Raw genomic sequence first — 22,929 nt, 5'->3', positions numbered from 1 at the left:
CCGTGACTCCCGATGACGTCGTCGGCTCTGAGGCCGATGAGGACACCAGCCTCTCGAGAGGCCCTCGCCGCCCCCTGTCCTTCGTCCACGTCGCCCAGCTCTCCGACCTCATCGAGCAGGCCCGTCGCTTCCCCCAGGGAGTCTCGCGCTCCGACCTCGCCGAGACCCTCTCGATGGGGCGCAACGCCGTCGACCGACGGCTGCGCACCGCTGTCGAGATGAACCTCCTCGAGCCTGCCGGGCGCGGGGCCTCGACGGGCGGCCGCGCGCCGGAGATGTGGCGCTTCAACCCCGGGGCGGCGACGATGCTCGCCCTCGTCATCTCCTACCGGCAGTCGACGGCGGCGCTCATGACGCTCGGCGGGGAGGTGCTCGAGAGGCGCACCTGGGAGGAGGGACTCCTCCAGCCGCCGTCGCGCGTCCTCACGAGGGCCGCCGCCCTCCTGTCAGAGCTGCGCACCGCCCGTCCCGATCTCCCCGGGCCGTGGGCCCTGGGGGTCTCCCTGCCCGTTCCCGTGGACTTTCGCGACGGCTCGCTCGTCCTGCCCGTCACCGGCGCGGGGACGCCGTCGCAGTGGACGAGCTACCCCCTGCGCACGAGGCTGGCCCGCCACCTGTCGATGAGCGTCTGGGTCGACGACGAGGTCAACGCCCTCGCTCTCGCCGCGGCGTCCCGGGTCGGGGCGCCCAGCGACATCCTCTACGTGCGCATCAGCCTGGGGCTGGGCATGGGGATCGTCTCGAACGGCCAGGTCCACCGGGGCGCGGGTGCCGCCTCCGGGGAGATCGCGCACATCCAGCTCGCCGGGACCGGCGGCGAGCGCTGCCGATGCGGGCGCCAGGGCTGTCTCGAGACGGTCATCTCGGGTGCGGCGATCGAGCGCGAGGCCCGAGCGGCGCACGCGCTGCGAGGCTCGCCCTATCTGCGTGAGGTCATGAGCGAGCGCGACACGATCGTCGACTCCGACGTCTTCCGGGGCGTCGCCGAGGGCGACCGCGTGTGCGTGAGGATCGTGTCGGAGGCCGCAGACCGGCTCTCGGGGATCCTCGCCGTCCTCATCACGACGTACAACCCCGGCGAGGTCGTCCTCGGCGGGACGGTCGCGCTCTGCGGGCCGCAGTTCGCTCACACGGTCGGTCAGTCGATCCGTCGGCGTGTACTGCCGGTGACCGCCGAGCGGCTCAGGGTGCGCATCGGTGACCCCGACGACGCCCTCGTGGGTGCCAACCGCCTGGCCGCCGAGCGGGTCCTGTCCCCGCACGTCCTCCAGGTCTGGCTTCCGCACGGCTCGCCTGCCGGGGTCGAGGAGCTCATCACCCACCGCCGTCAGGACGCCTGAGGCCGGGCAGGCCGGCACGGGAGCCGAGCAGCGGCGCTGCGGCGGCCCGGGCTCCACCCGGGCCGCCGCAGCGCCGCTCAGCCCGTGACCGGGCCGATCAGATCGTGACCGTCCGACGCATCTCGCCGGAGAAGGGGACGGGGATGTAGGCGACGCGGGCTGAGACGCGCAGCAGCACCTCGTGCTCACCTGCGGGCAGGCCACCGGGCCTCAGGACGCGGACCACGGCCTCGTCCTCGTACTCCCAGCGGAAGAAGGTCACGGTCTCCATCTCGGTCAGGGTCCACCAGTGCCCACCATCGTCCGCGGTGAAGCGGATGTCCCCACGGGGCACGGGCTCCCCGTCGACCTCCACCTCGACGTCATGGACCATGGACAGCGGGACTCCCCGGTAGTACGGGATCCGCGTGCGCATCTCGAAGCCGATGACCTCGCCGTCGACCTCGACGTTGGTCAGCGTGTTGTCAGTGAAGATGTATCCGTCGAACATGGTCTCGTCTCACTCTCCCTCGAGGCCGTCGCGCAGGTGGCGGGCCATCATGTCCTGGTGACGGTTGACCTGCTCGATGTCGACGATCCTCTCCCCCGGCAGGGCGAAGCGCTGACCCTCGTACTCGGAGCAGACGTAGCCGTCCCAGCCGATCTCGTTGAGGCGGGCGAAGACCCGGCCGTAGTCGATGGAGTACTCCTCGCCCTCGTCGGTGACCTCCCAGAACTTGCCGTGGATCGACTTGATGTAGGGGGCGTACTCGTTGAGGGTGTCCAGGCTCGTGTTCTCGTAGCCGGTGGACATCATGGCGTAGAAGCGGTCCTGGAAGTGCTTGAAGTGCCGGGTGAGCTCCTCGGGGAACTCGTACTCATCGGGGTTGTCCGGGTTGCGGGGGAAGAACTGGCGCGGGTCGATGCCCTGCTCGAAGATCCCGTCGATGTACCTCACGACCTCGTCGTTGACCCCGAGCTCCTCCTGGAAGTAGCGGGTGGCCACGCGCGGGTGGCGCTGGCAGTAGATGCCGAGGTCGACGACGAGACCGACCAGCGGGGAGCCCACCGCTTTCATCTCCTCGATCCAGGCGGCCGTGAGGGGGTGGTCGAAGCTCATGCCGGCGTGCACCTCGACGGCGAGCGCGACGTCGAGCTTCTCGGCGAGCGGCAGGACCAGGCGGATGACAGCGGGGTCGGTCTGGGAGACGACGCGCACGAGGTGGAAGCCGAGGCGGTTGGTCAGGCGCAGGTCCGCACTGAGCGCCTCGGCCTGCTCCTCGATGGTGAGCCAGCGGTTCTTGTACAGCGAGGAGTTGATGAAGATGTCGTTGCTCACACGCTCGAGGCCAGAGCGGTCGAGGGAGGCGTTGACGGCGTCGATCGTCTCGTCGGTGGCGTTGGCGGCGCCGCGCACCATCTGGTCGGAGAGGATCTCGACACCCGTGGCGCCGGAGGCGACGGCGACGTCGAGCACGCCGTTAAGTCCCAGGCCCCCGCGGCCGTAGGCGTCTTGGAGCGAGTACAGCGACACGCCCTGCTTGATTGCCATGGACAGGTCCCTTCGTCGGAAGCCCTCCGTCCTTGGAGGGGAGCGGCCGGCAGACGCCCGGGCCTGCTCGCCCGGACGCGGTAGCCGCATCGCCCGGGGCGCCCCCCGGGCACGTGCAACCGTAGGCCGCGGCGCCCGGGGCAGGCGAGGACCACCAGCCACCTTCTGCACCGTGCGGGAGGAAGCCCGACGACAGGGTGCGGCAGGACCCACCGCGCGTGCCACCACCGAGGCGCCGCACCCGGTCCTCGGTCCCGCCGTCCGATCAGACGGGAACCGTCCGCGTCATCTCACCGCCGATCGGCACCGGGATGTAGGAGACCCGCACCCGGATGTAGAGCGTCACCTCGTGCTCGCCCGCAGGCGGCCCGCCGGCCCGCAGCACACGCACGGTCGCCTCGTCCTTGTACTCCCAGCGCGTCGACGCGACGGTCCACATCTCCTCGAGGGTGAACCAGTGCTTGCCGCCGTCAGCCGTGAAGCGGATGTCCTCGGCAGGGACGGCCTCGCCGTCGAGGAGGACGCGGACCTCCTCGACCATCGACAGCGGGATGCCCCGGTAGTAGGGGATGCGGGTGTCGAGCTCGAAGCCGATGGTCTCGCCGTCCTCGACGACGCTCCGGAACGATCCAGGGGTGAAGACGTATCCGTCGAACATGGTGGGGGTCTCACTTTCCGTTGATGAGGGAGTCGAGCATCTGCTGGTGCCGGGTGAGCTGCTCGACGTCGGGGACGAGCTCTCCGGGGACGATGAAGCGTTGGCCCTCGTACTCGCTGCAGAGGTAGCCGTCGAAGCCAAGCCGCTTGAGGCGCTCGATGATCGCCGGGTAGTCGATGGAGGCCTCCTCGTAGCCGCCTCGCCCGTCGGGGACCATCTGCCAGAACTTGGTGTGGAAGGACGTGATCCACGGCAGGTACTCGTCGAGGGTGTCGAGGCTCGTGTTCTCGTAACCCGAGGCGTTGGTCGCGTAGACCTCGTCCACCGGGGACCTGAACAGGCGGCTCAGCTCCTCGGGGAACTCATAGCGGTCCTGGTCCTGGACGTGCTTGGAGCGGGGGAAGGCCTGGCGTCCGTCGGAGCCGGAGGCGTAGATGTCCGCGATGTACGACACGACGTCCTCGCTCAGCCCTTGCGCCCTGAAGTAGCTCGTCGCGACCTCGGGGTAGCTCCGGCAGTAGATGCCGAAGTCGACGACGAGTCCCACGTGCGGGTTGTCGAGCTCCTTCATCTGGGCGATCCACGCGGCGGTCCCGGGGTGGTCGAAGCTCATGCCCGCGTGGACCTCGACCGCCATCGTGATGCCGAGCTGCTCGGCCAGCGGCAGAGCCAGCGGCACGACCGCCGGATCGGTGCGCGACACGAGACGGATGAGGGAGAAGCCGAGGCGGGATGCCAGCCGCAGGTCCGCCTTGAGGGACTCGGCCTGCTCCTCGGTCGTCAGCCACCGGTTCCGGTAGAGGGAGGAGTTGATGAAGATGTCGTTGGCGACGCGTTCGAGCGGGTGTCGCTCCATGATCGCGTTGAACTCGTCAATGGTCTCGTCGGTGGCGTTCTGGGCGCCCTCGAGCATCTGGTCGCTGAGGAGCTCGATGCCCTGAGCGCCCATGCGCTCCACCAGCTCCACACAGCCCTCGAGCCCGAGACCGCCGCGGCCGTAGGCGTCCTGGAGGGAGTACAGGCTCACTCCACGCTTGAGAGTCATGTGGGGATCCGTCCTTTCTTCTCTGCACCGGAAGGAAGGCGGTCGGGCCGGGGCGCGCGGAACTGCGAGCACGGCGGACCGCACAGTTCCGGGGGATAACCCTTTCAACCCCGGTACTCGCCGCCCTCCTTCGGGCGGCGAGTAGACCGGTCGCCGTCTGCGGAGCTGGGATCCCCGCCGTCGGCGCCTGACGGGGACGACGCTAGGCGGTCACCCTCCCACGAGGCCAGGGGCCCGGGACCGCTTACGCACGATCACGACGGAAGTCCGGACACGCAGGAGGATCGACGACGCGGCCCGGGCGCCTAGGCTGGGGGCGCGACCGGTCCCGAGGCCGCGGCGCACAGCCCCTGCTCACCGCGTACGGAGTCCACCCATGGCGAGCCCGATCCCCCGCATCGACCGAGACGTCCTCACCGTCGCGAACCTCATCAGGACCTCGCGCGCCGGGACGCGCCAGGAGCTCGCCCAGTCCACCGGCATGGGCCGCAACACCGTCTCCACCCTCATCCAGGCGGCCATCGAGGCCAGGCTCCTCGTCCCGGACGGCTCGGCGCCCTCCACGGGCGGGCGAGCGCCAGCCACCTGGCGCTTCCGCCACGAGAGCGGTCTCATCCTCGTCATCGGCGTCCACTCGACGACGCTGCGCCTGGCCGTCACCGACCTCGCCGGCACCCCGCTCGCCCAGGACCTCATCGACTGGCCGATCACCCGGGGCCCCGAGGACACGCTCGCCGAGGCCTCCCGGCGTCTGACCGGGCTCGCCCGGCAGGCCACGGAGCAGCACGGCGAGGACCTCGAGGTCTGGGGCGCGGGCGTCTCGCTGCCCGGACCCATCAACCAGGTGACGGGCAGGCCCACGGCTCCGCCGATCATGCCCGGATGGGACGGGTACGACGTCGTCGGGAGCCTGGAGGCGACGCTCGGCGTACCGGTCGTCGTCGACAACGACGTCAACACGATGCTTCTCGGCTACGCCGCGACGCTGCCCGACCAGCACCACCGCCGGCCAGGCGACATGCTCTACGTCCAGATCGGCACCGGCATCGGCGCCGGCCTCATGTCCACCGGCCACGTCCACCGGGGGGCCGACGGCGCCGCTGGCGACATCGGGCACGTCCGCGTCGTCGACGCCGACAACGTCGTGTGCCGCTGCGGCCGCACCGGCTGCCTCGAGGCCGTCGCCGGCGGGTGGGCGCTCCTGCGCGACGCCCGGCGCGCCGCCGCCGAGGGGCTGAGCCCGCACCTGCGCGCCTGCCTGGAGGAGACCGGCACGCTCACCATCGAGGACATCGTCAGCGGCGTGAGCGCCGGGGACACCGAGTGCGTCACGCTCATGGTGCGCTCCGCGACGGCCGTCGGCGACGCGCTCGCCATGCTCGTCAGCTTCTTCAACCCGGGCAGGGTCGTCCTTGCCGGCCCCATGCCGCAGGGCTGCCCGTTGTTCCTGTCCGTGGCCCGGCGCCTCGTCTCCGAGCGAGCACTCGCCCTGGCCACGAGCGGCCTCGAGGTCGTCGCGGCCGAGTCCGGCTTCGAGGACGAGAAGCGCGGGGCCGCGCTCCTGGCCGTCAACGCTCTGTTCGAGGCGGTCACCGAGAGCTGAGACGAGCCGGCGACGACAGGGCCGGACCTCACGCGCACGCTGCCCGTCGACGGCGAGGAGCGGCGGGTGGTTCGTGTCCTTGAAGCGCTTGGCCACCGTCGAGGCGAGTCGGCTGGCGAGCTCGTCCTGGATCGCGCGCCAGAAGCGCGAGACGGCCTACTCGTCGCGGCCGCTGTGCGGCCACAGGGGTGCTTCTTACGATCCTGGGCGCGCGGGGCGGCACGGCACGGGCCCCGCGCCCATCGCGTCACAGGGCTCGCCGGGGCGCCGCAGAACGAGCGGAGGAGGGGGAGTACTGCCGGGATGCCGCTTCTGCGCACCGGACGCAGAAGTGGGGGGCAGGATCGTGGAACGGCGCTCGGCACCTCGTTAGCGTCAGCCTCGTCAGGCAGGCACCGGAGCAATGCCTGAGTCACTGCCCGGTCGCCCGCCCCATAAGACCCGTCCGCCTGCGAAGGAGCAGCCAGCATGCCCAGGAACATCAATCTCTTCACCGGCCAGTGGGTGGACCAGCCTTTTGAGGAGGTGTGCTCCCTGGCCCAGAAGTGGGGCTTCGACGGCCTCGAGGTCCCGGTGGCCGGCGACCACCTCGACGTCTACCGGGCCGCCGAGGACGACGACTACTGCCAGCAGTGGAAGGACACCCTGGCCCGCCACGACCTGAGCGTGTACGCCATCTCCAACCACTCCACCGGCCAGGCGGTGTGCGACGACCCCATCGACTTCCGCCACCGCGGCCTGCTGTCCGACCGCGTCTGGGGCGACGGCGACGCCGAGGGGGTGCGCGCCCGCGCCGCCGCCGAGCTCAAGCTCACCGCCCGGGTCGCCGCCAAGCTCGGCGCCGAGGTCGTCACCGGCTTCACCGGCTCCAAGATCTGGAAGTACGTCGCCATGTACCCGCCGGTGGGCTCCGACGTCATCGCCGACGGCTACGAGGACTTCGCCCGCCGCTTCAACCCCATCATCGACGTCTTCGACGAGGTCGGCGTCAAGTTCGCCCTCGAGGTCCACCCCAGCGAGATCGCCTACGACTACTGGACCACCCGCGCCACCCTGGACGCCATCGGCAACCGCGAGGGCTTCGGCATCAACTGGGACCCCTCCCACATGATCTGGCAGCAGATCGACCCCGCCGTCTTCCTGACCGACTTCGCCGACCGGATCTACCACGTCCACTGCAAGGACACCAAGACCCACTTCGACGGACGCAATGGCCGCCTGTCCTCCCACCTGCCCTGGGACGACCCCCGCCGCGGCTGGACCTTCGTCTCAGCCGGACTGGGCGACGCCGACCTCGACGGCTACTTCCGCACCCTCAACCAGATCGGCTACACCGGCCCCATCTCCATCGAGTGGGAGGACTCCGGCATGGACCGCCTCCACGGCGCACCCCTGGCACTGAACTACGCCCGCAACCACGTCTACGACCTGCCCGACGCCGCCTTCGACTCCCACTTCGACAACCGCTGACCCAGACCGCGGACCGTCGGGGCCGGCATCCGGAAGGGGGCCGGCCCCGGCGGTCCTCGGGCTAGGCTCGCGGCGTGAACCTGAGCGACGTCCTGGCCCTGGCACGCGGGCTCATGGAGCACCACGGTGTGGGCGACTGGGACCTGGGCCTGGACCGGGCCAGGCGCAGGGCGGGGCAGGCCGACCACGGCAGGCGGCGCATCACCCTGTCACGCCACCTCATGGAGCTCTACGACGAGGCGGAGGTCCGCGAGACCGTCCTGCACGAGATCGCCCACGCCCGGGTGGGCGCCGCCCACGGGCACGACGCCGTGTGGCGGGCCGAGGCCCTGCGGATCGGCGCCTCCGGCCAACGGCTCGTCAGCCGTGAGGCGCCCAGGATCGAGGGACGCTGGGTGGGCACCTGCCCGGCGGGACACAGGGTCACCCGCATGCGTCGCCCGGCGGCGCCCCTGGCCTGCGCCGTGTGCGCGCGGCGCTTCGCCCTGGCCAACTTGCTCAGCTGGCGCCTCGACGGCACTGCGGTCCCCCACGAGGAGATCTCCGCCGCCTACTGGAGGCGCCTGGAGGCCGCGCGGGAGGCGGGAGGCCGACCAGGGGGCCCCTCACCCGCGGGCGGGGGGCGCTGAGGATTCCCGGACGACCAGCTCGGGGGTGAAGACGCAGTGGCAGACCTCTGAGCCCTCGGCGAGCAGGAGGTCCGCAGCGGCGTGCCCGATGTCGCGCATCGGCTGGTGCACGCTCGTCAGCGGGGTGATGAGCTCGGAGGCGATCGCGACGTCGTCGTACCCCACGATCGACAGGTCCCCGGGGATGCTCAGGCCCCGACGTCGGGTCTCCCGCATCGCACCGATGGCGATCTGGTCGTTGGCGCAGAACAGGGCCGTCGGGCGCTCGGTGAGGTCGAGGAGGCGGGCGGCGCCCGCTGCGCCGGCGTCGGCGGAGTAGCCCCGGCCGTCCGCCACCGCCTCGACCTCGCACAGGGCGACGGCGGGGTCGAGCCCGGCGTCGGACAGGGCGGCCAGCACGCCCGCGCGACGGTCGACGGACTGGCGCACCTCCCGGGGCCCGTTGACGAAGCCGATCCTGCGGTGGCCCAGCTCGACCAGGTGGGCGACAGCCGCCCGGGCGCCGGCGAGGTCATCGCCCGAGACGGTGGACAGCTCGGGGGAGATCGGCGGGTGGTCCATGAGCACGACCCGGATCCCGCGCCCTGCCAGGACCGCGAGGTTGTCGAGGGTGGAGGCCGACGGCGTGACGATCACCCCGCGCACGTCCATGCCCGCCAGCAGGCTCATGAGCTCGCGCTCCCGGACCGGGTCGGAATCGGTCGAGCTGAGCATCGGCAGGCGGCCGTCGAGCCGCAGCCGGTCCTCGATGCCTCGGGCGGCCTCGGTGAAGAACGGGTTGGCGATGTCGTGGACGAGGACGCCGACGAGGGAGGAGCCGCCCCGGCGCAGACGCCGAGCGGTCTCCGAGCGCACGAAGCCGAGCTCGGCGATGGCGGCCTCAACGCGCTCCCGGGTGCGCTGGGCCACCCGGTCGGGATGGTTGAGGACGTGCGAGACCGTTCCGACCGAGACACCGGCGAGCTCGGCGACGTCGCGGACCGAGGGTCGTGCCATGACGTGTTGCTCCTCTCCCTCCTGCACCCGCGGGCCCGGCATGTGCCGGCGCCCCGCGCGCCTGCGCGGACGAGCCCGGGCCGGGCTCGTCCAGGCGGCGCCGGAGGACCCCGCGGGGCCCTGATGACTCTCTGCGATCACTCCCTGCCCCATCATCCCAGGTCCGTCCGGCTCCGCCGCCCTCCGCTGCGGGCGCGGCGCCGGTCAGGACGACCCTGCGGGACCGCGGCAGGACCACCGCGGGACCGCTGCGCCGTCGAACCGATCCCAGGACAGCGGTGCCTGGGCCGCCGAGTCTCACGGGGCGCCTGAAGAACAGCACGTTCTCCCCGGGACGCAGACCAGAGGAGATGCTCGACGAGATCGACCAGCACAGTGTGGTCTCAGGGATGAGTGCAGCTGCTGGTGCTTGGGGAGAGGGGCTGGTTGTGACGCATGGGGTCGCTACCAGGCCGGTGAGGTCGCATGCTCGACGCGCGACCTCACCGGCCACATGGCGACCTCACCGGCCACATGGCGACCTCACCGGCCACATGGCGACCTCACCGGCCACATGGCGACCTCACCGCGTTCCGCGCGAACCCGCCGCCGATCCGGCTGCCCGACCACCTGCGACGCCACCCCACCGACGAAGGCAGGCCGCCACCGCACCCCACGGGAGCACGGGCGTCCACGCACCACGGGGACTCAAACGTTTCAATTTCTTGCCGCGAAGCCCTTGCGGGCCGATCCGCCGACTGCTACCGTCCAGGCATTGATTCGTTTCAATCGGCGATGGGGCCGACCGCAGGCACCGTCGCCACGCCCCGCCCCGCTACCGACCGCTCACAGGACACATGTCCCTCGCCGCCACCCCGACCAAAGCACCCAACCAGGTACCCGTGGGGGCGCGCGCCGAGATCGTCCTGCCGGGGTCCGAGCCCGAGACCGTCTCTCACAGACGTCACGAGCGGAGCGTCGTGCTTCCCGCGGCACCACGCCGACCGGTCGGCACGGTGCGCGAGCTCATCGACGACGCCGAGGCCTGGGAGCGGGTCGTCGAGGCGGCCGGTTCCCAGGGGCACCCGATGTTCTCCCCCGACCCGGCCCCGCGGCTCGCAGGCATGCTGAGCCGCGACCTCAACATGCCGGTCTCCACGGTGCCGGGGGCCGCCACCGTGCACGGCTTCGTCCCCGGGCTGGAGGGCGTGCGCCGCGCGCTGGAGGAAGCGGTCCGGGGCGGGGCGTGAGGCGCCTTCCAACACCTTCTCATACCTTCCAATACCTGCGTCAACGCCTATGTCAAGGCCTACTGTTCGGAGCTGCGATGACATCCCTGCCCCATGCCCGCCCGTCCGTCCCCGAACCCGCCGTCACCACCTCGGCCCTCCCCGACCCCGTCGGCCCGCTGGCCGCCCCGAGCCACCTGCGTCTTGAGCAGTACCTGCCGGGAGACGTCCTGGGAGGAGCCTCAGCCAGCCCGCGCCTGAGCTGGGAGGTCACGAGCGCGCCCGTCGACTGGGTTTCCGTGGGCGCCGAGCTCGAGATCACCCGTACCGGCCCGGACGGGCGCGCGCTGGGCGCGCCCGAGATCCTCGCCCTGCCCGAGGCCGACGGCGTCCTGGCCGCCTGGCCGGCGGACCCGTTGTCCTCGCGCGAGCGCGTCGTGCTGCGCGTTCGTGCCACGGGCACCGAGCCGGCACCGCAGGCCCCCGACCTCCGGCGCACCCGCACCTCCCCGTGGTCGGAGCCGGTCGCCTACGAGGCCGGGCTGCTGCACCCCGAGGACTGGAGCGCCCTTCCTGTCGGACCGGCCTGGCCGGAGAACCCGGGCTCGGACCGTCGCCCTGCCCGCGTGCGCGGCGAGTTCGCCGTGGCTCGCCCGGTGGTGGCGGCCCGGGCCTACGTGAGCGTCCACGGCCTCATCCGCGCCGAGCTCGACGGGACGCGCATCGGCGCCGACGAGCTCGTCCCGGGGTGGACCGTCTACGGCTCGCGCCTCGTGGCCCGCACCTACGACGTGACCGAGGTGCTGCGCGCCTCCTCCCCCGCGGGCGACGGCGTGGGTGAGCACGCGCTCGGCGCCCAGCTCGCCGACGGCTGGCACCGGGGCCACATCGGCTTCGACGGTGGCCACCGGAACCTGTACGGCACGGACCTCGCCGCGATCATCCAGCTCGAGCTCACCCACGACGACGGCAGCCGGACGGTCGTGGCCACCGACTCCTCCTGGAGCGCGGGAGCCGGGGAGATCCTCTTCACCGGCCTGTACGAGGGCGAGGCCGTCGACGCCCGTCTGGCCTGCCCGGGATGGTCACGACCCGGGTTCGCCAGCCCAGGCACCGGGACACACGCCCGGACCGGTTGGTCCCCGGTCGCCGTCGGCCCCTCGGACGCCGAGCGCCTCGTCATGCCCGTGGACGCCCCGGTCCGTGCCATCCAGGTCCTTGAGCCGGTCGAGGTCACGGTTCTCGAGCGCCAGGTCACGCACCTGGACGGGGGCGAGCTCGAGACCGCCCCGGAGCGGACCCTCATCGACTTCGGCCAGAACATCTCCGGACGACGGCGCATCCGCGTCCAGGGCGAGGCGGGCACGGTCATCACGCTGCGCCACGCCGAGGTGCTGGAGGACGGCGCCCTGGGCATTCGCCCGCTGCGCGACGCGACCGCGACCGACACCTACGTCCTGGCAGGTGGGGGCGTGGAGGAGTGGGAGCCGGCATTCACCATCCACGGCTTCCGCTACGCCGAGGTCACCGGCTGGCCCGGCGGCGCCCGTGCCGCCCGCGAGGCGGTCCTCGCGGGCGGGGTCAAGGCGGTCGTCATCCACACGCAGATGGAGCGGCTGGGCTACTTCGACTGCTCGGACGCGCGTGTGGCGCGCCTGCACGAGAACTCGCGGTGGTCGATGCGGGACAACTTCGTCGCCCTGCCCACCGACTGCCCCCAGCGCGATGAGCGCCTGGGCTGGACCGGGGACATCCAGGCCTTCGCCCCGACAGCCGCCTTCCACTACGGCTGCTCGGGGCTGCTGTCCTCGTGGCTGACCGACCTCGCGATCGAGCAGGAGGCCCACGGCACGGTGCCCTGGTACGTCCCGGTCATCCCCGGGGGATTCTGGACCCCGCCGCAACCGGCCGCCGTGTGGGGCGACGCCGCCACGGTGGTTCCCTGGGAGCTGTTCCTCGCCACCGCGGACAGGGACCTGCTGGAGCGCCAGTACGACTCCGCACGCGCCTGGGTGGACCTTGTCGACCGTCTGGCTGGACCGGAGCACGTCTGGGACAGCGGCCTCCAGCTCGGGGACTGGCTCGACCCCACCGCGCCCCCGGACAACCCGCTCCAGGCCATGACGGACCCCTACCTCGTGGCCACCGCCTTCTTCGCCCGCTCCGCCGGGATCCTCTCCCGCTGGGCCGCGACGCTGGGCCACGACGCCGACGCCGAGCACTACGGGGCCCTGGCGGAGGCCGTCGGGCAGGCCTTCCGCGCCCGCTTCACCGACCCCTGTGGCACGATGAGCTCGGACACCCAGACCGCCTACGCCCTGTCCGTCGCCTTCGACCTGACGGGATCGCCGCAACGGCGAGCAGTCGCGGGGCGCCGTCTGGCAGAGCTGGTCGAGGCATCCGGCGGGCACGTGGCCACCGGCTTCGCCGGCACGCCGGTCGTCACCGCCGCCCTGACCGCCACTGGCCACGCCGACGCCGCCTACCGGCTGCTCATGACGACGTCGTGCCCGAGCTGGCTCTACGCGGTGACCATGGGGGCGACGACCACCTGGGAGCGCTGGGACTCGCTGCTCCCCGACGGCACGATCAACCCCGGGGGCATGACGAGCTTCAACCACTACGCCCTCGGGGCGGTCGCGGCCTGGCTGGAGCGCAGCGTCGGGGGCCTGGCCCCGGCCGAGCCCGGGTACCGGCTCATCGAGGTCAACCCGGTGCCCGGAGGCGGACTGACCGGCGCCGAGACGGTCCACCGCACGCCCTACGGGTGGGCGGCCTCGTCCTGGAGCATCCGGCCCGACGGGTCCACCAAGCTTGAGGTGGTCGTCCCGGTCGGGGCGCGGGCGCGTGTCACCACGCCCGACGGCGAGCGCGTCGTCGTGGGCCACGGCCGGCACCGGTTCGCCGGGTGAGACCGGAGCACGGGCTGACTCCGGCTGACCTCCCTGACGCAGCTGAGCGGACGCTCCGAGGCCTACGAGCGCGAGCTGTTCCAGGCGCGCGAGACGGCCCGTTGCCTCGGCCCCGTGCCAGGCCCCTGTCGCAGGGTCCTGGGACGGGGGCCTGGGATCAGGACGAGGAGGACTGCACCGCCTCGAGAGCCGCCAGCCCGCCCAGGGCGAGGAAGGCGACGGTGAGGACGAGGCCGATGAGCATCCAGACGAACTGCGCACGGGCCCAGTTCTGGCGCGACGGCGAGGCTCCTCCCCCGAAGGCGAGCACGAGCAGGTAGATGAGGCCCACCAGCGGGATCGAAGCCAGGAAGATCGCCAGGACCCAGGACCCGACGGAGTCCGCCGGGTTGCTGGCCTGCGTCGGGCCTGCATAGGGGGCCGGCTGCACGGGGTGGTAGGACATCGGGACTCTCCTTGATGCGGGAACGCGACCGCTCCAGCGTACGACCCCCGCCCTGGACGCATCCGCCGATCGGAGGACCTCGATGAGACCGTGGACCGACGTGACCGCCCGCACCCCTCAGGACCGCGCCAGCCCGCACCGGACCGCACAGCACCGCGCCCGCGAATCAATGTGCGATTCGCCACTCCACCATTGAGAGATCGCCAGTTCTCCGGGCCGGCGGCGTCGCTCGCCACATTGTTGCGACGCCGTGCAGGCCCGCCTGCAGGACGCCTGGCACGCAGGCCGGGCCCGTGCGCCGGACCCGCAGACATCGAGGGCGCCCGAGGGCCGGCAAGCCTGCTCCGCGGTCCCATCTCAGCCATCCGGTCGGCGATCACGGCAGGATGATCACCTGAACGGCGGGGTCGGCCAACCGGACGCAGGACCCACGACCGACCAAGTATTGCAGGTACGTATCGGTAGGCGGTCACACATAGGACACAAAGGGGGCTGTCTTGTCACCAGATCACTCATTCTGATGGGTTTTATTGGAAGCACCTTCGGTTTGGGATTTCAGCGAAAGAAGCCTCCGGGAGCCGCCTGAGGATCCGGCGGCGCGCCCGAGGACATCACGACACTGCGACGGATTCGTGATACTTCTGTGATACATCTGTGACAGTACATCGACCAGACGACCAGCCCCACCGCCCACCCGGTCGGCTAAGCCATTAGGATGATGCCATCCACCGACCGAGGTGGGTCGGAAACAACCACGACCACCTCACGTCGTCCGCTCAGGCACGGACGGGACGGACCAGCTTCGCAGGACCACCGCCCGCAGACGGACACGTTCAACGGACCGGTGACCAGTTCTCCGAGCCCCCTTCCCCAGGGGACTAACCCACGCCCGCATCAAGGAGCCCTTCATGACCAGCCAGCACACCGACCACGTGGCGAACACCCCGCTCGCCCGTCCTGCCCAGGGACTCGGCCCCGTCGTCGAGGCGCCCTGCGGTCCGGTCCGTGGTGTCTGGCGCGAGGTCACGACCGCCGAGCCCAAGAGCCGCTTCAGCCGCTCCGCCGCTTTCTACGGCGTGCCCTACGCCGAGGCTCCCACCGGGATCCACCGCTTCATGGCGCCGGTTCCCCGCTTCCCGTGGTCCGAGGAGCTCGACGCCACCCAGCCCGGCGCCAGCCCCCAGCAGAACTCGATGTGCGGCACCACCGCCGTGCCCGAGGCCGTCGTCCCCGGTGAGGACGTGCTCAACCTCAACGTCTTCACTCCCGCCCCCGGCCAGGAGGACAGCGACCTGCCGGTGCTCGTGTGGATCCACGGCGGGGGCTTCGAGACCGGCACCCCGTCGAGCCCGTGGTACGACGGCGCCGCCTTCAACCGCGACGGCGTCGTGACGGTGTCGGTGTCCTACCGCCTCGCCTTCAACGGCTTCGGCTACGTCGAGGGCTCCAACGCCCCGGTCAACCGCGGCCTGCTCGACCAGATCATGGCCTTGCGCTGGGTGCGCGACAACATCAGCTCCTTCGGTGGCGACCCCGACCGCGTCACCCTGGCCGGGTACGGCGCGGGCGCGGCCTCAGTCATGAGCCTGCTCACCTCGCCCCTGGCCCAGGGCCTGTTCTCCCGAGCGGTCTGCCAGTCGGGAGCCCCGACCACGATGCCTCTCGAGCTCGCCCGCGAGCGCGCCGACAGGACCGCGGACCTGGCAGGCACATCGGCTGACCTCGCCGGCTGGCGCGAGCTGAGCGACGAGGAGATCGACTCCGCCACCGCCGAGCTCGCCGAGGACGTCCCCCTGCTGGGCGCCGACCCGGTCGCGGTCGTGCGCGAGGCGATCACCGGGACCACCCCCCTGCCGACCACCTTCGGCCCCGTGCACGGCGACGAGGTCCTGCCGGTCGAGGTCGAGCAGGCCCTCGCCTCCGGCGCCGGCGCCCAGGTCCCCCTCCTGACCGGAGCCACCTCCCACGAGGCCGTCTTCCTGGGCTTCCTGCTCTCCGGCCCGGGCGGAGGGCCCTCGACCGCTGAGCTTCTCCGGGAGGCCGGTGCCGACGAGCAGACCGTCTCGCGGGTCGAGGAGCGCTTCGCCGAGCTGGCGGGCGACGACCCAGCGCTCCTGGGCGCCGTCGTGTCCCACGGCCGCTGTCAGCTGCCGCTGGCCCGTTCCCTGCGCGCGCGCTCCGGCGCCGGGAGCAGCGCGACCTGGGTGTACGACTTTGCCTGGCGCTCTCAGCGCACCGGTTTCGCCTCCCACTGGCTGGACCTGCCCTTCGTCTTCGACTGCCTGGCCGAGCCCGGCGCAGCGGCTGCCATCGGCGACCACTGCCCGCAGGACCTGGCCACCGCGATGCACGCCGACTGGGTGTCCTTCATCTCCGGGCAGGACCCCTCCTGGGCGCCGTGGCAGCCGGGCGGCACCGGGCGCGTCTACGGGGCCACCGCGGACACGGTGGTCGAGGAGGGCGCCCCGCTGGCCCTCGCCGAGGCTCTGCTGGACACCCGCCAGGGCTGATCCGGCCCGCCCGACGGCTCCCGCTCCCGCGGGCGCCGTCCAGCCAGGCCCTCCGACGTCGCCGACCTGCGCAGGACGAGGTCAGTCCAGATCGGTGATGTGACCCGCCGGGTCCTGGACTCGGAGCATGAGGAGCAGGCCCAGGACGAGGACCGTGACGATCCCCAGCACGCCCCAGTACGCCCCGTTCCCATCGGTGACGCGGCCCCCGACCCACACGCTCAGCCCGTACAGGGCAGGAGCCAGGAAGGAGACCGCACGTCCCGTCGTCGCATAGAGGCCGAAGATCTCACCCTCTCGTCCGGCGGGCACGAGACGGGCCAGGAACGACCGGGCGGCTGACTGGGCCGGTCCCACGCAGGCCGACAGCACGAGGCCCAGGACCCAGAAGGCGGTGGCTCCCGCGTCATGGAGCACGAAGACGAGCAGGCCCGCCACGACGAGCACGACGAGAGAGCCGAGGATGACCCGGCGGGGTCCGATGACGTCGTCGAGGCGCCCGGCCAGGATCGTGGCCGCGCCGGCGACGACGTTGGCCACGACCGCGAAGAGCATGACCCCCTCGCGGTCGAAGCCGAAGGTGTTCTGGGCGATGATCCCGCCGTAGGTGAAGACTCCTGCGAGCCCGTCACGGAAGACCGCAGCCGCCAGGAGGAACCACAGCACCTCGGGATGACTGCGATGGAGTGACACGAGGGTGCGCCACAGCCGCTTGTAGGAGGCGGGCAGGGACTCTCGGGGTGCCGGGCGGGGGCCGTCGGGCTGCCCGCCGGGCTCGGTCTCCATGCCGGCGTGCTCCCTGCCTCCACCGCGGTCGGAGGCGTCCCTGACCGCCTGGCGCCGACGTCGCCCACCACGCCCCGACTGGGTGAGGAGCACCGGCACGGCGCACACACCGAACCAGGCCGCCGCCACGAGCATCGAGGCGCGGACGTTGAGCCCGGCGTCGTCGGTGACCCCGAACCAGCCGACCTCAGGCTGGATGAACCCGGTGAGCAGGACGAGCAGGAGGACGATCCCGCCCAGGTACCCCATCCCCCAGCCCAGGCCGGACACGGCGCCGAGGCGCTCCTTGGGAGCCAGGTGCGGCAGCAGCCCGTTGTAGTTGACCGAGGCGAGCTCGAAGAAGATGTTGCCCACCCCCAGCAGGACGATCCCGAGCCACAGGTATCCCGGGCTGGGAAGGACGAGGAACATCGCGGCAGTCACCGCCACGACGACCGCGGTGTAGGCACCCAGCCAGAAGACTGTGCGACCGGCGCGGTCGGCGCGCTGCCCGGTCACCGGCGCCAGGAGTGCGATGCAGGCCCCCGCGACGGCCAGCCCCACCGAGATGGAGGTCTCGTTGGAGGCCTTGTCCCCGAAGGACTCGCTGGCGAGGTAGGTGGTGAAGACAAAGGTCGTCACCACCGCGTTGAAGGAGGCCGAGCCCCAGTCCCACAGGCCCCAGGCGACGATCGGCCAGGACAGGAACGGGCTGCGGGCGGGCTGCCCGGTAGAGGGCGAGGCAGGGACGGTGGCCTGTGCGACGACGTCGGGCGCGGAGGGAGGGGTCATGGCATGAGACTAGGAGACGGCGAGGGGGGCGGGCACCCGAGTCCACAGGGGAGCGCGGCCCGATCCCGGTTCGCCTGGCCGGGGCCGGCTGGCTGTGTCACTTCCCCCGATCTCGAGGTGTCAGGTGGTTTCAGGTGGTGAGTGCAATGGTGGTGTCGTGTTCTGTTTTCTGCAGGAGCCTGTTGAAGGCTTCTGCGGGTGTGGCCCAGTCTAGGGTCTGGCGGGGGCGGGTGTTGAGGAGGTGCTGGGCCTGTTCGAAGGCGTGGAGGGGGTAGGTCGACAGGTCGGTGCCTTTGGGGAAGAACTCGCGGATCAGGCCGTTGGTGTTCTCGTTGGTTCCTCGTTGCCAGGGGCTGTGGGGGTCGCAGAAGTACACCTCGAGGTTGGTGGCGGTCCTGAAGCGGGCGACCTGGGCCATCTCGCCGCCCTGGTCCCAGGTCAGGGACCGGGCCATGGAGCGGGGCAGGCCCTTGATCATGGTCTCCAGCACCGTGGCCACGGTGGTGGCGGTGTGGTCGGTCAGCAGCGGGGCGATCAGGACCAGGCGGGTGGTGCGTTCGACCAGGGTGATCATCGCGGTGCGGTTGCCCGCGCCCATGACCAGGTCGCCCTCCCAGTGGCCTGGCACGGCCCGGTCGGCGACCTGGGCCGGGCGGGTGCTGATACGCGCGTCGGCCAGCCAGGGCCTGGAGGCCAGGGGCCCGGCCAGGGCCGAGCGTGGCACGCGCCGACTCCGCCCGGTGCGCAGCCTGTAGTGACGGCCCAGCTCGGCGCGCAGCGTCCCTCGGCCCTGGACGTACAGGGACTGGTAGATCGTCTCGTGGCTCACACGAAGATCATCGCGCTCGGGGTGGTCCGCAGCCAGACGGCGGCTGATCTGCTGGGGCGACCACCGCTGTCTCAGGCCCTGGACCACCAGGGCCCGCAGCTGGTCGTTGGAGTCCAGCACACGCGCCTTGGGCCGTGCCCTGGCGGCCCGGGCCTGGGCGTGGCGGGCCTGGGGGTCGTAGGCCTGCCGGCCCCCGCCGGCAGCGACCTCGCGGCTGACCGTGGAGACAGCCACCCCCAGGAACCGGGCGATCGAGGCCAGGGAATCACCCCTGGCCAGGCCCGCAGCGATCGCGCCGCGCCCCTGAGCCCCCAGACGCCTGCCGTGCCCGGTACCCCGGACCATCACCTCGAACCCGTCCCCCGACCCGCCCCGACCACGCCCAGCAGGCCTGGTCGTCCCGACCATCCCGCCCTCCCTGGCCCCGTGCCGCATCCTCATACCCCACAGCCTGCACCAGTCCGACACCGTGGACTGAGGCACCGAGAAACAAGCCCCCGCCTCGCGAGCCAACCAACCCGACTCGATCAGCTCCCGCACACCATCGCGAACCACACCAGGCCACACCCCACGCACCACAACCAGCCCCTCTCCCAAGCACCACCCATTGCACTCACCCCCTGAAACCACCTCACTTCCCCCGATCTCGAGGTGTCATATGTCCCGATCTCGGGAGAGGAGCTCGGCGAGGGCGAGGTCCAGCGGCGTGGTCACCTTCATGGCCAGCGGGTCGCCGGGCACGACGACCACCGTCCCGCCGAAGGCCTCGACGAGCCCGGCGTCGTCGGAGGCGGCCAGCGCCTCGTCGTGTGCGCGCACCGCGCCCGCCCGGTGCGCGCCCAGGAGCACCTCCGGGCTGAAGCCCTGGGGCGTCTGGACCGCCCGCAGCGCCGAGCGCAGCGGCGTGCCCGTCACACGCTCGACGCCCCCGTCGGCCACGTCGGGCGCCGCGACCTGCTTGACCGTGTCGGTGACCGGCACGGCCGGGACGACCGCCTCGTGGCCCGCTCGCACCGCCGCCACGACCCGGCGCACGACCTGCGGCGGGGTGAGGGCCCTGGCGGCGTCGTGGACGAGGACGACTCCCGCCCCGGGCAGGGCCGACAGCGCCGCCTCCAGCCCGATGGCGACACTGGCCTGCCGCGAGGCCGGGGAGCCGGCGACGACCTCGAGCGCCTCGGCGGCGCCCAAGCCGGTCAGCTCCTCGCTGAAGCGCCCGACGTGGGCGGCGGGGGCGGTGACGACGAGGCGGTCGACGACCCCGGAGCCCAGGAGCCCCGCGGCGGAGCGGCGCAGCAGGCTGACGCCGCCGACCTCGACGAGCGCCTTGGGGCCGCCCGCGCCGAGGCGGGCGCCCGATCCGGCGGCGGTCAGGACGGCGACCACCCCGGCGGTCGACGGGACCCGCGTCATAGGCGCCACCGCCGGTACGGGGCGGGCTCAGGCCGCGGTTCCGGAGCCGAGGACCTCGTCGAGGGTGGACTCGGCCTCCTCCTCGGCGGTCTTCTGGGCGAGCGCCAGCTCGGAGACGAGGATCTGTCGGGCCTTGGACAGCATGCGCTTCTCCCCCGCCGAGAGGCCGCGGTCGGTGTCACGACGGGACAGGTCGCGCACGACCTCGGCGACCTTGATGACGTCGCCCGAGGCGATCTTCTCCTGGTTGGCCTTGAAACGACGCGACCAGTTCGTGGGCTCCTCGGTCAGCGGGGCGCGCAGGACGTCGAAGACGCGCTGGAGGCCGTGCTCGTCGACGACGTCACGCACGCCGATGAGGTCGACGCTGTCCGCCGGGACGAGAATCGTCAAATCCCCTTGAGCGACCTCGAGCTGCAGGTAGGTCTTCTCCTCGCCGCGGACACGACGCTGTCGGATGTCGATGATCCTGGCAGCGCCGTGGTGAGGATAAACGACGGTCTCTCCGACTTCGAAGGTCATACCTAGCGTCACTCCAGAAGGTTGTGGGGAGTGCCCAGTTTATCAGGGGTTGCAGGCACCGGAACTGGGGAGGTACCTCACAACCCGCACCGCGGGGACGAGGCCGGGGGCCTCATCCGGAGACGAGCTTGTAGCCCAGGCCCCGCACCGTGACGAGCATGGTGGGGGACCCCGGCTCGACCTCGATCTTGGCGCGGATCCGCTTGACGTGGACGTCGAGGGTCTTGGTGTCCCCCACGTAGTCCGCCCCCCACACCCGGTCGATGATCTGGCCGCGGGTAAGCACCCGGTCCGGGTTGCGCAGGAACAGCTCGAGGAGCTCGAACTCGCGCAGCGGCATGGACACCGCCCGGTCCTCGACACGGACCTCGTGACGTTCGACGTCCATGGTCACCCTGCCCACGCTGAGCACCGGCTGGGACGGGGCCTCGTCCCGGCTGCGACGCAGGACGGCGTGGACACGGGCCACGAGCTCGCGGTAGGAGTAGGGCTTGGTCACGTAGTCGTCCGCGCCGATCTCGAGGCCGACGATCTTGTCGACCTCGGAGTCCTTGGCCGTGAGCATGATGACCGGCACCTGGGAGCGTGCGCGGATGCGGCGGCAGACCTCGGAGCCCGAGACCCGGGGCAGCATGAGGTCGAGCAGGACGAGGTCGATGGCGGCCCCGCCGGAGGCGCCCGCCGCGTTGACGTGCTCGATGGCCACCGCGCCGTCCTCGGCCTCGATCACCTCGAAGCCGTCCCGGCGCAGGTTGAAGGCGAGGGGCTCGCGGAAGTTCTCCTCGTCCTCGACGAGCAGGATACGTGTCATGGCTGTTCTCCTTGTCGTGGGTCGGCGCCCTCAGGAGCCTGCGGGCCGGAGACCGGGGAGATCGCCGCGATAGCGGCGAAGGCGGCGCCGGCCGCGCCGGAGGCCACCGCGGAGCGTGCCTGCGGGGAGGGCTCGGGATCGGCCTGCGCCCCGGGACCCTCGATCCGGTGGCGCGGCAGGACGAGGGTGAAGGTCGAGCCCCGCCCGGGGGTCGACCACAGCTCCACGGTCCCCCCGTGGTCGGCGGCGACGTGCTTGACGATGCTCAGGCCCAGTCCGGTGCCGCCGGTGGCCCGCGAACGCGCCTTGTCGACCCGGTAGAAGCGCTCGAAGACGCGTTCCTGGGCCTCCTTGGCGATGCCGATGCCCTGGTCGACCACGGCGATGCGCACGAGCTCGGGGTCAGACGGGTCGACGCCGACGCCGACGCTCACCCGGGTGCGGGGGTCGGAGTAGCGGATGGCGTTGTCGAGCAGGTTGCGCACGGCCGTGGCGATGAGGGAGGCGTCACCCAGGACGTAGAGCCCGGGGGTGCCCCCGGACACGAGCCGGACCTCCTTGGCCTCGGCCTCGACGCGCACGCGGTCGAGGGACTCGGCGACCACCACGTCGAGCTCGACCTCCTCGGGCTCGACGAGGGCGTCTCCGTCCTGGAGGCGGGAGAGCTCGATGATCTCCTGGACCAGCACCTCCAGGCGCGCGGTCTCCTTGCGCACCCGGGCGCTGTAGTCGCGCACGAGCTCGGCGTCCTCGACGTTGTCCTGGACCGTCTCAGCCAGCAGGGCGATCGCCCCGACAGGCGTCTTGAGCTCGTGGGAGACGTTGACGACGAAGTCACGCCGCATGTCCTCGACGCGCTTGGCGGCCGTGCGGTCCTCGATGAGCACGAGGACCCTGCCCCGGGCGATCCGGGCGACCCGCACCCGCAGGTAGAACTGGCCGGCTCCCTCGACCCGCCCCCTGGCCACGGCGATCTCGGCGTCCTGGGCCTGCCCCGTGGCGCGCACGCGGGCCACCATCTCGGCCACCTGGGGCTCGCAGACCTCGTCGTCGCGCACGATGTTGAAGGTGTAGGCCGCGGCCGAGGCGCGCAGGACCTCGTCGTCGTCGTCCAGGACGACCACCGTCGAGCGCAGGGCCGCCAGGACCGGCACGACGCCGTCGGACTCCAGGGTCGAGCCCGGTGCGGCACCCACCGGTCCCGCACCGCGCATCGAGCGCCCGAAGGCGAGTCCCGCCGAGGTGCCCACGACGAGGCCCGCGAGGGCGGTGACGAGCAGCAGCCACAGGGAGTCCACGCCACCAGGGTAGGGGGGTGCGCCCTGCGAGGGCGAACCCGGTGCGGCTTCGCCCGCCGTTCACCTTGAGGCCCCACCATGGTGCCTGCGGGGCGGCCTGCTCAGGCGCGCCCTGCCCGCTCGCAGCCCTCCGGGCGCCCCGGAACCATAGT

The 22,929-nt window shown here is 71.8% G+C and carries 19 protein-coding genes; 7 read left to right on the top strand and 12 right to left on the bottom strand.

Annotated elements, in window-relative coordinates:
• Positions 1 to 2 precede the first annotated feature (2 nt).
• Positions 3 to 1,340: an ROK family protein gene (locus tag EL245_RS09715; protein WP_126382953.1), complete on the top strand. Its 1,338-nt coding sequence runs from the start codon at positions 3 to 5 to the stop codon at positions 1,338 to 1,340.
• Positions 1,341 to 1,437: 97 nt separating this feature from the next.
• Here the strand turns inward: EL245_RS09715 and EL245_RS09710 are convergent, their stop codons facing one another.
• From EL245_RS09710 to EL245_RS09695, 4 genes are all read right to left on the bottom strand, one after another.
• Entirely contained in the window at positions 1,438 to 1,830 is a 393-nt protein-coding gene (locus EL245_RS09710) for a C-glycoside deglycosidase beta subunit domain-containing protein (protein WP_126382952.1), read from the bottom strand.
• Between the two features lie 9 nt (positions 1,831 to 1,839).
• Positions 1,840 to 2,871: a sugar phosphate isomerase/epimerase family protein gene (locus tag EL245_RS09705; protein WP_161512787.1), complete on the bottom strand. Its 1,032-nt coding sequence runs from the start codon at positions 2,869 to 2,871 to the stop codon at positions 1,840 to 1,842.
• Positions 2,872 to 3,136: 265 nt separating this feature from the next.
• On the bottom strand, positions 3,137 to 3,529 hold the full coding sequence (locus EL245_RS09700) for a C-glycoside deglycosidase beta subunit domain-containing protein (RefSeq protein ID WP_126382950.1): 393 nt from the start codon (positions 3,527 to 3,529) through the stop codon (positions 3,137 to 3,139).
• 10 nt (positions 3,530 to 3,539) lie between these two features.
• Positions 3,540 to 4,574, bottom strand: a complete 1,035-nt coding sequence (locus EL245_RS09695; RefSeq protein ID WP_126382949.1) for a sugar phosphate isomerase/epimerase family protein — start codon at positions 4,572 to 4,574, stop codon at positions 3,540 to 3,542.
• A 376-nt stretch (positions 4,575 to 4,950) separates the two neighbouring features.
• Between EL245_RS09695 and EL245_RS09690 the strand changes: the two genes are divergently transcribed.
• The 3 genes from EL245_RS09690 (at position 4,951) to EL245_RS09680 (ending at position 8,276) form a co-directional block, all read left to right on the top strand.
• The gene (locus EL245_RS09690) at positions 4,951 to 6,177 is read left to right on the top strand and encodes an ROK family protein (protein WP_126382948.1); all 1,227 of its coding nucleotides are present in this window, start codon (positions 4,951 to 4,953) and stop codon (positions 6,175 to 6,177) included.
• Between the two features lie 468 nt (positions 6,178 to 6,645).
• The gene (locus EL245_RS09685; RefSeq protein WP_126382947.1) at positions 6,646 to 7,647 is read left to right on the top strand and encodes a sugar phosphate isomerase/epimerase family protein; all 1,002 of its coding nucleotides are present in this window, start codon (positions 6,646 to 6,648) and stop codon (positions 7,645 to 7,647) included.
• A gap of 74 nt (positions 7,648 to 7,721) precedes the next feature.
• Positions 7,722 to 8,276 carry a SprT-like domain-containing protein gene (locus EL245_RS09680; protein WP_126382946.1) on the top strand — a complete coding sequence of 185 codons (555 nt, stop codon included), beginning with the start codon at positions 7,722 to 7,724 and terminating at the stop codon, positions 8,274 to 8,276.
• Here the strand turns inward: EL245_RS09680 and EL245_RS09675 are convergent.
• Positions 8,253 to 9,272: a LacI family DNA-binding transcriptional regulator gene (locus tag EL245_RS09675; protein ID WP_126382945.1), complete on the bottom strand. Its 1,020-nt coding sequence runs from the start codon at positions 9,270 to 9,272 to the stop codon at positions 8,253 to 8,255. The two genes, EL245_RS09680 and EL245_RS09675, sit on opposite strands and share 24 nt — an antisense overlap.
• A gap of 836 nt (positions 9,273 to 10,108) precedes the next feature.
• Between EL245_RS09675 and EL245_RS09670 the strand changes: the two genes are divergently transcribed.
• Positions 10,109 to 10,501: a hypothetical protein gene (locus EL245_RS09670; RefSeq protein WP_126382944.1), complete on the top strand. Its 393-nt coding sequence runs from the start codon at positions 10,109 to 10,111 to the stop codon at positions 10,499 to 10,501.
• Positions 10,502 to 10,578: 77 nt separating this feature from the next.
• Entirely contained in the window at positions 10,579 to 13,392 is a 2,814-nt protein-coding gene (locus EL245_RS09665) for an alpha-L-rhamnosidase (RefSeq protein ID WP_126382943.1), read from the top strand.
• Between the two features lie 157 nt (positions 13,393 to 13,549).
• On the opposite strand, the gene EL245_RS09660 is transcribed toward EL245_RS09665, so the two are convergent.
• Positions 13,550 to 13,837, bottom strand: a complete 288-nt coding sequence (locus EL245_RS09660) for a hypothetical protein (RefSeq protein ID WP_126382942.1) — start codon at positions 13,835 to 13,837, stop codon at positions 13,550 to 13,552.
• A 908-nt stretch (positions 13,838 to 14,745) separates the two neighbouring features.
• On the opposite strand from EL245_RS09660, the gene EL245_RS09655 reads away from it, so the two are divergent.
• Positions 14,746 to 16,347: a carboxylesterase/lipase family protein gene (locus tag EL245_RS09655; protein WP_126382941.1), complete on the top strand. Its 1,602-nt coding sequence runs from the start codon at positions 14,746 to 14,748 to the stop codon at positions 16,345 to 16,347.
• An 81-nt stretch (positions 16,348 to 16,428) separates the two neighbouring features.
• On the opposite strand, the gene EL245_RS09650 is transcribed toward EL245_RS09655, so the two are convergent.
• The 6 genes from EL245_RS09650 to EL245_RS09625 form a co-directional block, all read right to left on the bottom strand.
• Entirely contained in the window at positions 16,429 to 17,904 is a 1,476-nt protein-coding gene (locus tag EL245_RS09650) for an MFS transporter (RefSeq protein WP_126382940.1), read from the bottom strand.
• 130 nt (positions 17,905 to 18,034) lie between these two features.
• Positions 18,035 to 19,078, bottom strand: coding sequence for an IS30 family transposase (locus EL245_RS09645; protein WP_164719463.1), 1,044 nt, complete (start codon positions 19,076 to 19,078; stop codon positions 18,035 to 18,037).
• A 309-nt stretch (positions 19,079 to 19,387) separates the two neighbouring features.
• Positions 19,388 to 20,146, bottom strand: a complete 759-nt coding sequence (locus EL245_RS09640) for an IspD/TarI family cytidylyltransferase (RefSeq protein ID WP_126382939.1) — start codon at positions 20,144 to 20,146, stop codon at positions 19,388 to 19,390.
• 27 nt (positions 20,147 to 20,173) lie between these two features.
• On the bottom strand, positions 20,174 to 20,668 hold the full coding sequence (locus tag EL245_RS09635) for a CarD family transcriptional regulator (protein ID WP_126382938.1): 495 nt from the start codon (positions 20,666 to 20,668) through the stop codon (positions 20,174 to 20,176).
• Between the two features lie 112 nt (positions 20,669 to 20,780).
• The gene (locus EL245_RS09630) at positions 20,781 to 21,479 is read right to left on the bottom strand and encodes a response regulator transcription factor (RefSeq protein WP_126382937.1); all 699 of its coding nucleotides are present in this window, start codon (positions 21,477 to 21,479) and stop codon (positions 20,781 to 20,783) included.
• Positions 21,476 to 22,777: a sensor histidine kinase gene (locus EL245_RS09625; RefSeq protein WP_197719403.1), complete on the bottom strand. Its 1,302-nt coding sequence runs from the start codon at positions 22,775 to 22,777 to the stop codon at positions 21,476 to 21,478. The genes EL245_RS09630 and EL245_RS09625 overlap by 4 nt, the downstream gene beginning before the upstream one ends.
• Between the last annotated feature and the right edge of the window lie 152 nt (positions 22,778 to 22,929).

Source organism: Actinomyces howellii (genome assembly GCF_900637165.1).
Taxonomy (GTDB): Bacteria; Actinomycetota; Actinomycetes; order Actinomycetales; family Actinomycetaceae; genus Actinomyces; species Actinomyces howellii.
Note: the sequence above shows the minus strand (reverse complement) of the source record. Positions and strands in the feature narration are given on the sequence as shown.

What these genes read in the sequence shown, in the direction of transcription:
- EL245_RS09710 (WP_126382952.1), bottom strand. Translation starts at nt 1,830, where the DNA reads ATGTTCGACGGATACATCTTCACTGACAACACGCTGACCAACGTCGAG.
- EL245_RS09705 (WP_161512787.1), bottom strand. Translation starts at nt 2,871, where the DNA reads ATGGCAATCAAGCAGGGCGTGTCGCTGTACTCGCTCCAAGACGCCTAC.
- EL245_RS09700 (WP_126382950.1), bottom strand. Translation starts at nt 3,529, where the DNA reads ATGTTCGACGGATACGTCTTCACCCCTGGATCGTTCCGGAGCGTCGTC.
- EL245_RS09695 (WP_126382949.1), bottom strand. Translation starts at nt 4,574, where the DNA reads ATGACTCTCAAGCGTGGAGTGAGCCTGTACTCCCTCCAGGACGCCTAC.
- EL245_RS09690 (WP_126382948.1), top strand. Translation starts at nt 4,951, where the DNA reads ATGGCGAGCCCGATCCCCCGCATCGACCGAGACGTCCTCACCGTCGCG.
- EL245_RS09685 (WP_126382947.1), top strand. Translation starts at nt 6,646, where the DNA reads ATGCCCAGGAACATCAATCTCTTCACCGGCCAGTGGGTGGACCAGCCT.
- EL245_RS09675 (WP_126382945.1), bottom strand. Translation starts at nt 9,272, where the DNA reads ATGGCACGACCCTCGGTCCGCGACGTCGCCGAGCTCGCCGGTGTCTCG.
- EL245_RS09670 (WP_126382944.1), top strand. Translation starts at nt 10,109, where the DNA reads ATGTCCCTCGCCGCCACCCCGACCAAAGCACCCAACCAGGTACCCGTG.
- EL245_RS09665 (WP_126382943.1), top strand. Translation starts at nt 10,579, where the DNA reads ATGACATCCCTGCCCCATGCCCGCCCGTCCGTCCCCGAACCCGCCGTC.
- EL245_RS09660 (WP_126382942.1), bottom strand. Translation starts at nt 13,837, where the DNA reads ATGTCCTACCACCCCGTGCAGCCGGCCCCCTATGCAGGCCCGACGCAG.
- EL245_RS09655 (WP_126382941.1), top strand. Translation starts at nt 14,746, where the DNA reads ATGACCAGCCAGCACACCGACCACGTGGCGAACACCCCGCTCGCCCGT.
- EL245_RS09650 (WP_126382940.1), bottom strand. Translation starts at nt 17,904, where the DNA reads ATGACCCCTCCCTCCGCGCCCGACGTCGTCGCACAGGCCACCGTCCCT.
- EL245_RS09645 (WP_164719463.1), bottom strand. Translation starts at nt 19,078, where the DNA reads ATGGTCCGGGGTACCGGGCACGGCAGGCGTCTGGGGGCTCAGGGGCGC.
- EL245_RS09640 (WP_126382939.1), bottom strand. Translation starts at nt 20,146, where the DNA reads ATGACGCGGGTCCCGTCGACCGCCGGGGTGGTCGCCGTCCTGACCGCC.
- EL245_RS09635 (WP_126382938.1), bottom strand. Translation starts at nt 20,668, where the DNA reads ATGACCTTCGAAGTCGGAGAGACCGTCGTTTATCCTCACCACGGCGCT.
- EL245_RS09630 (WP_126382937.1), bottom strand. Translation starts at nt 21,479, where the DNA reads ATGACACGTATCCTGCTCGTCGAGGACGAGGAGAACTTCCGCGAGCCC.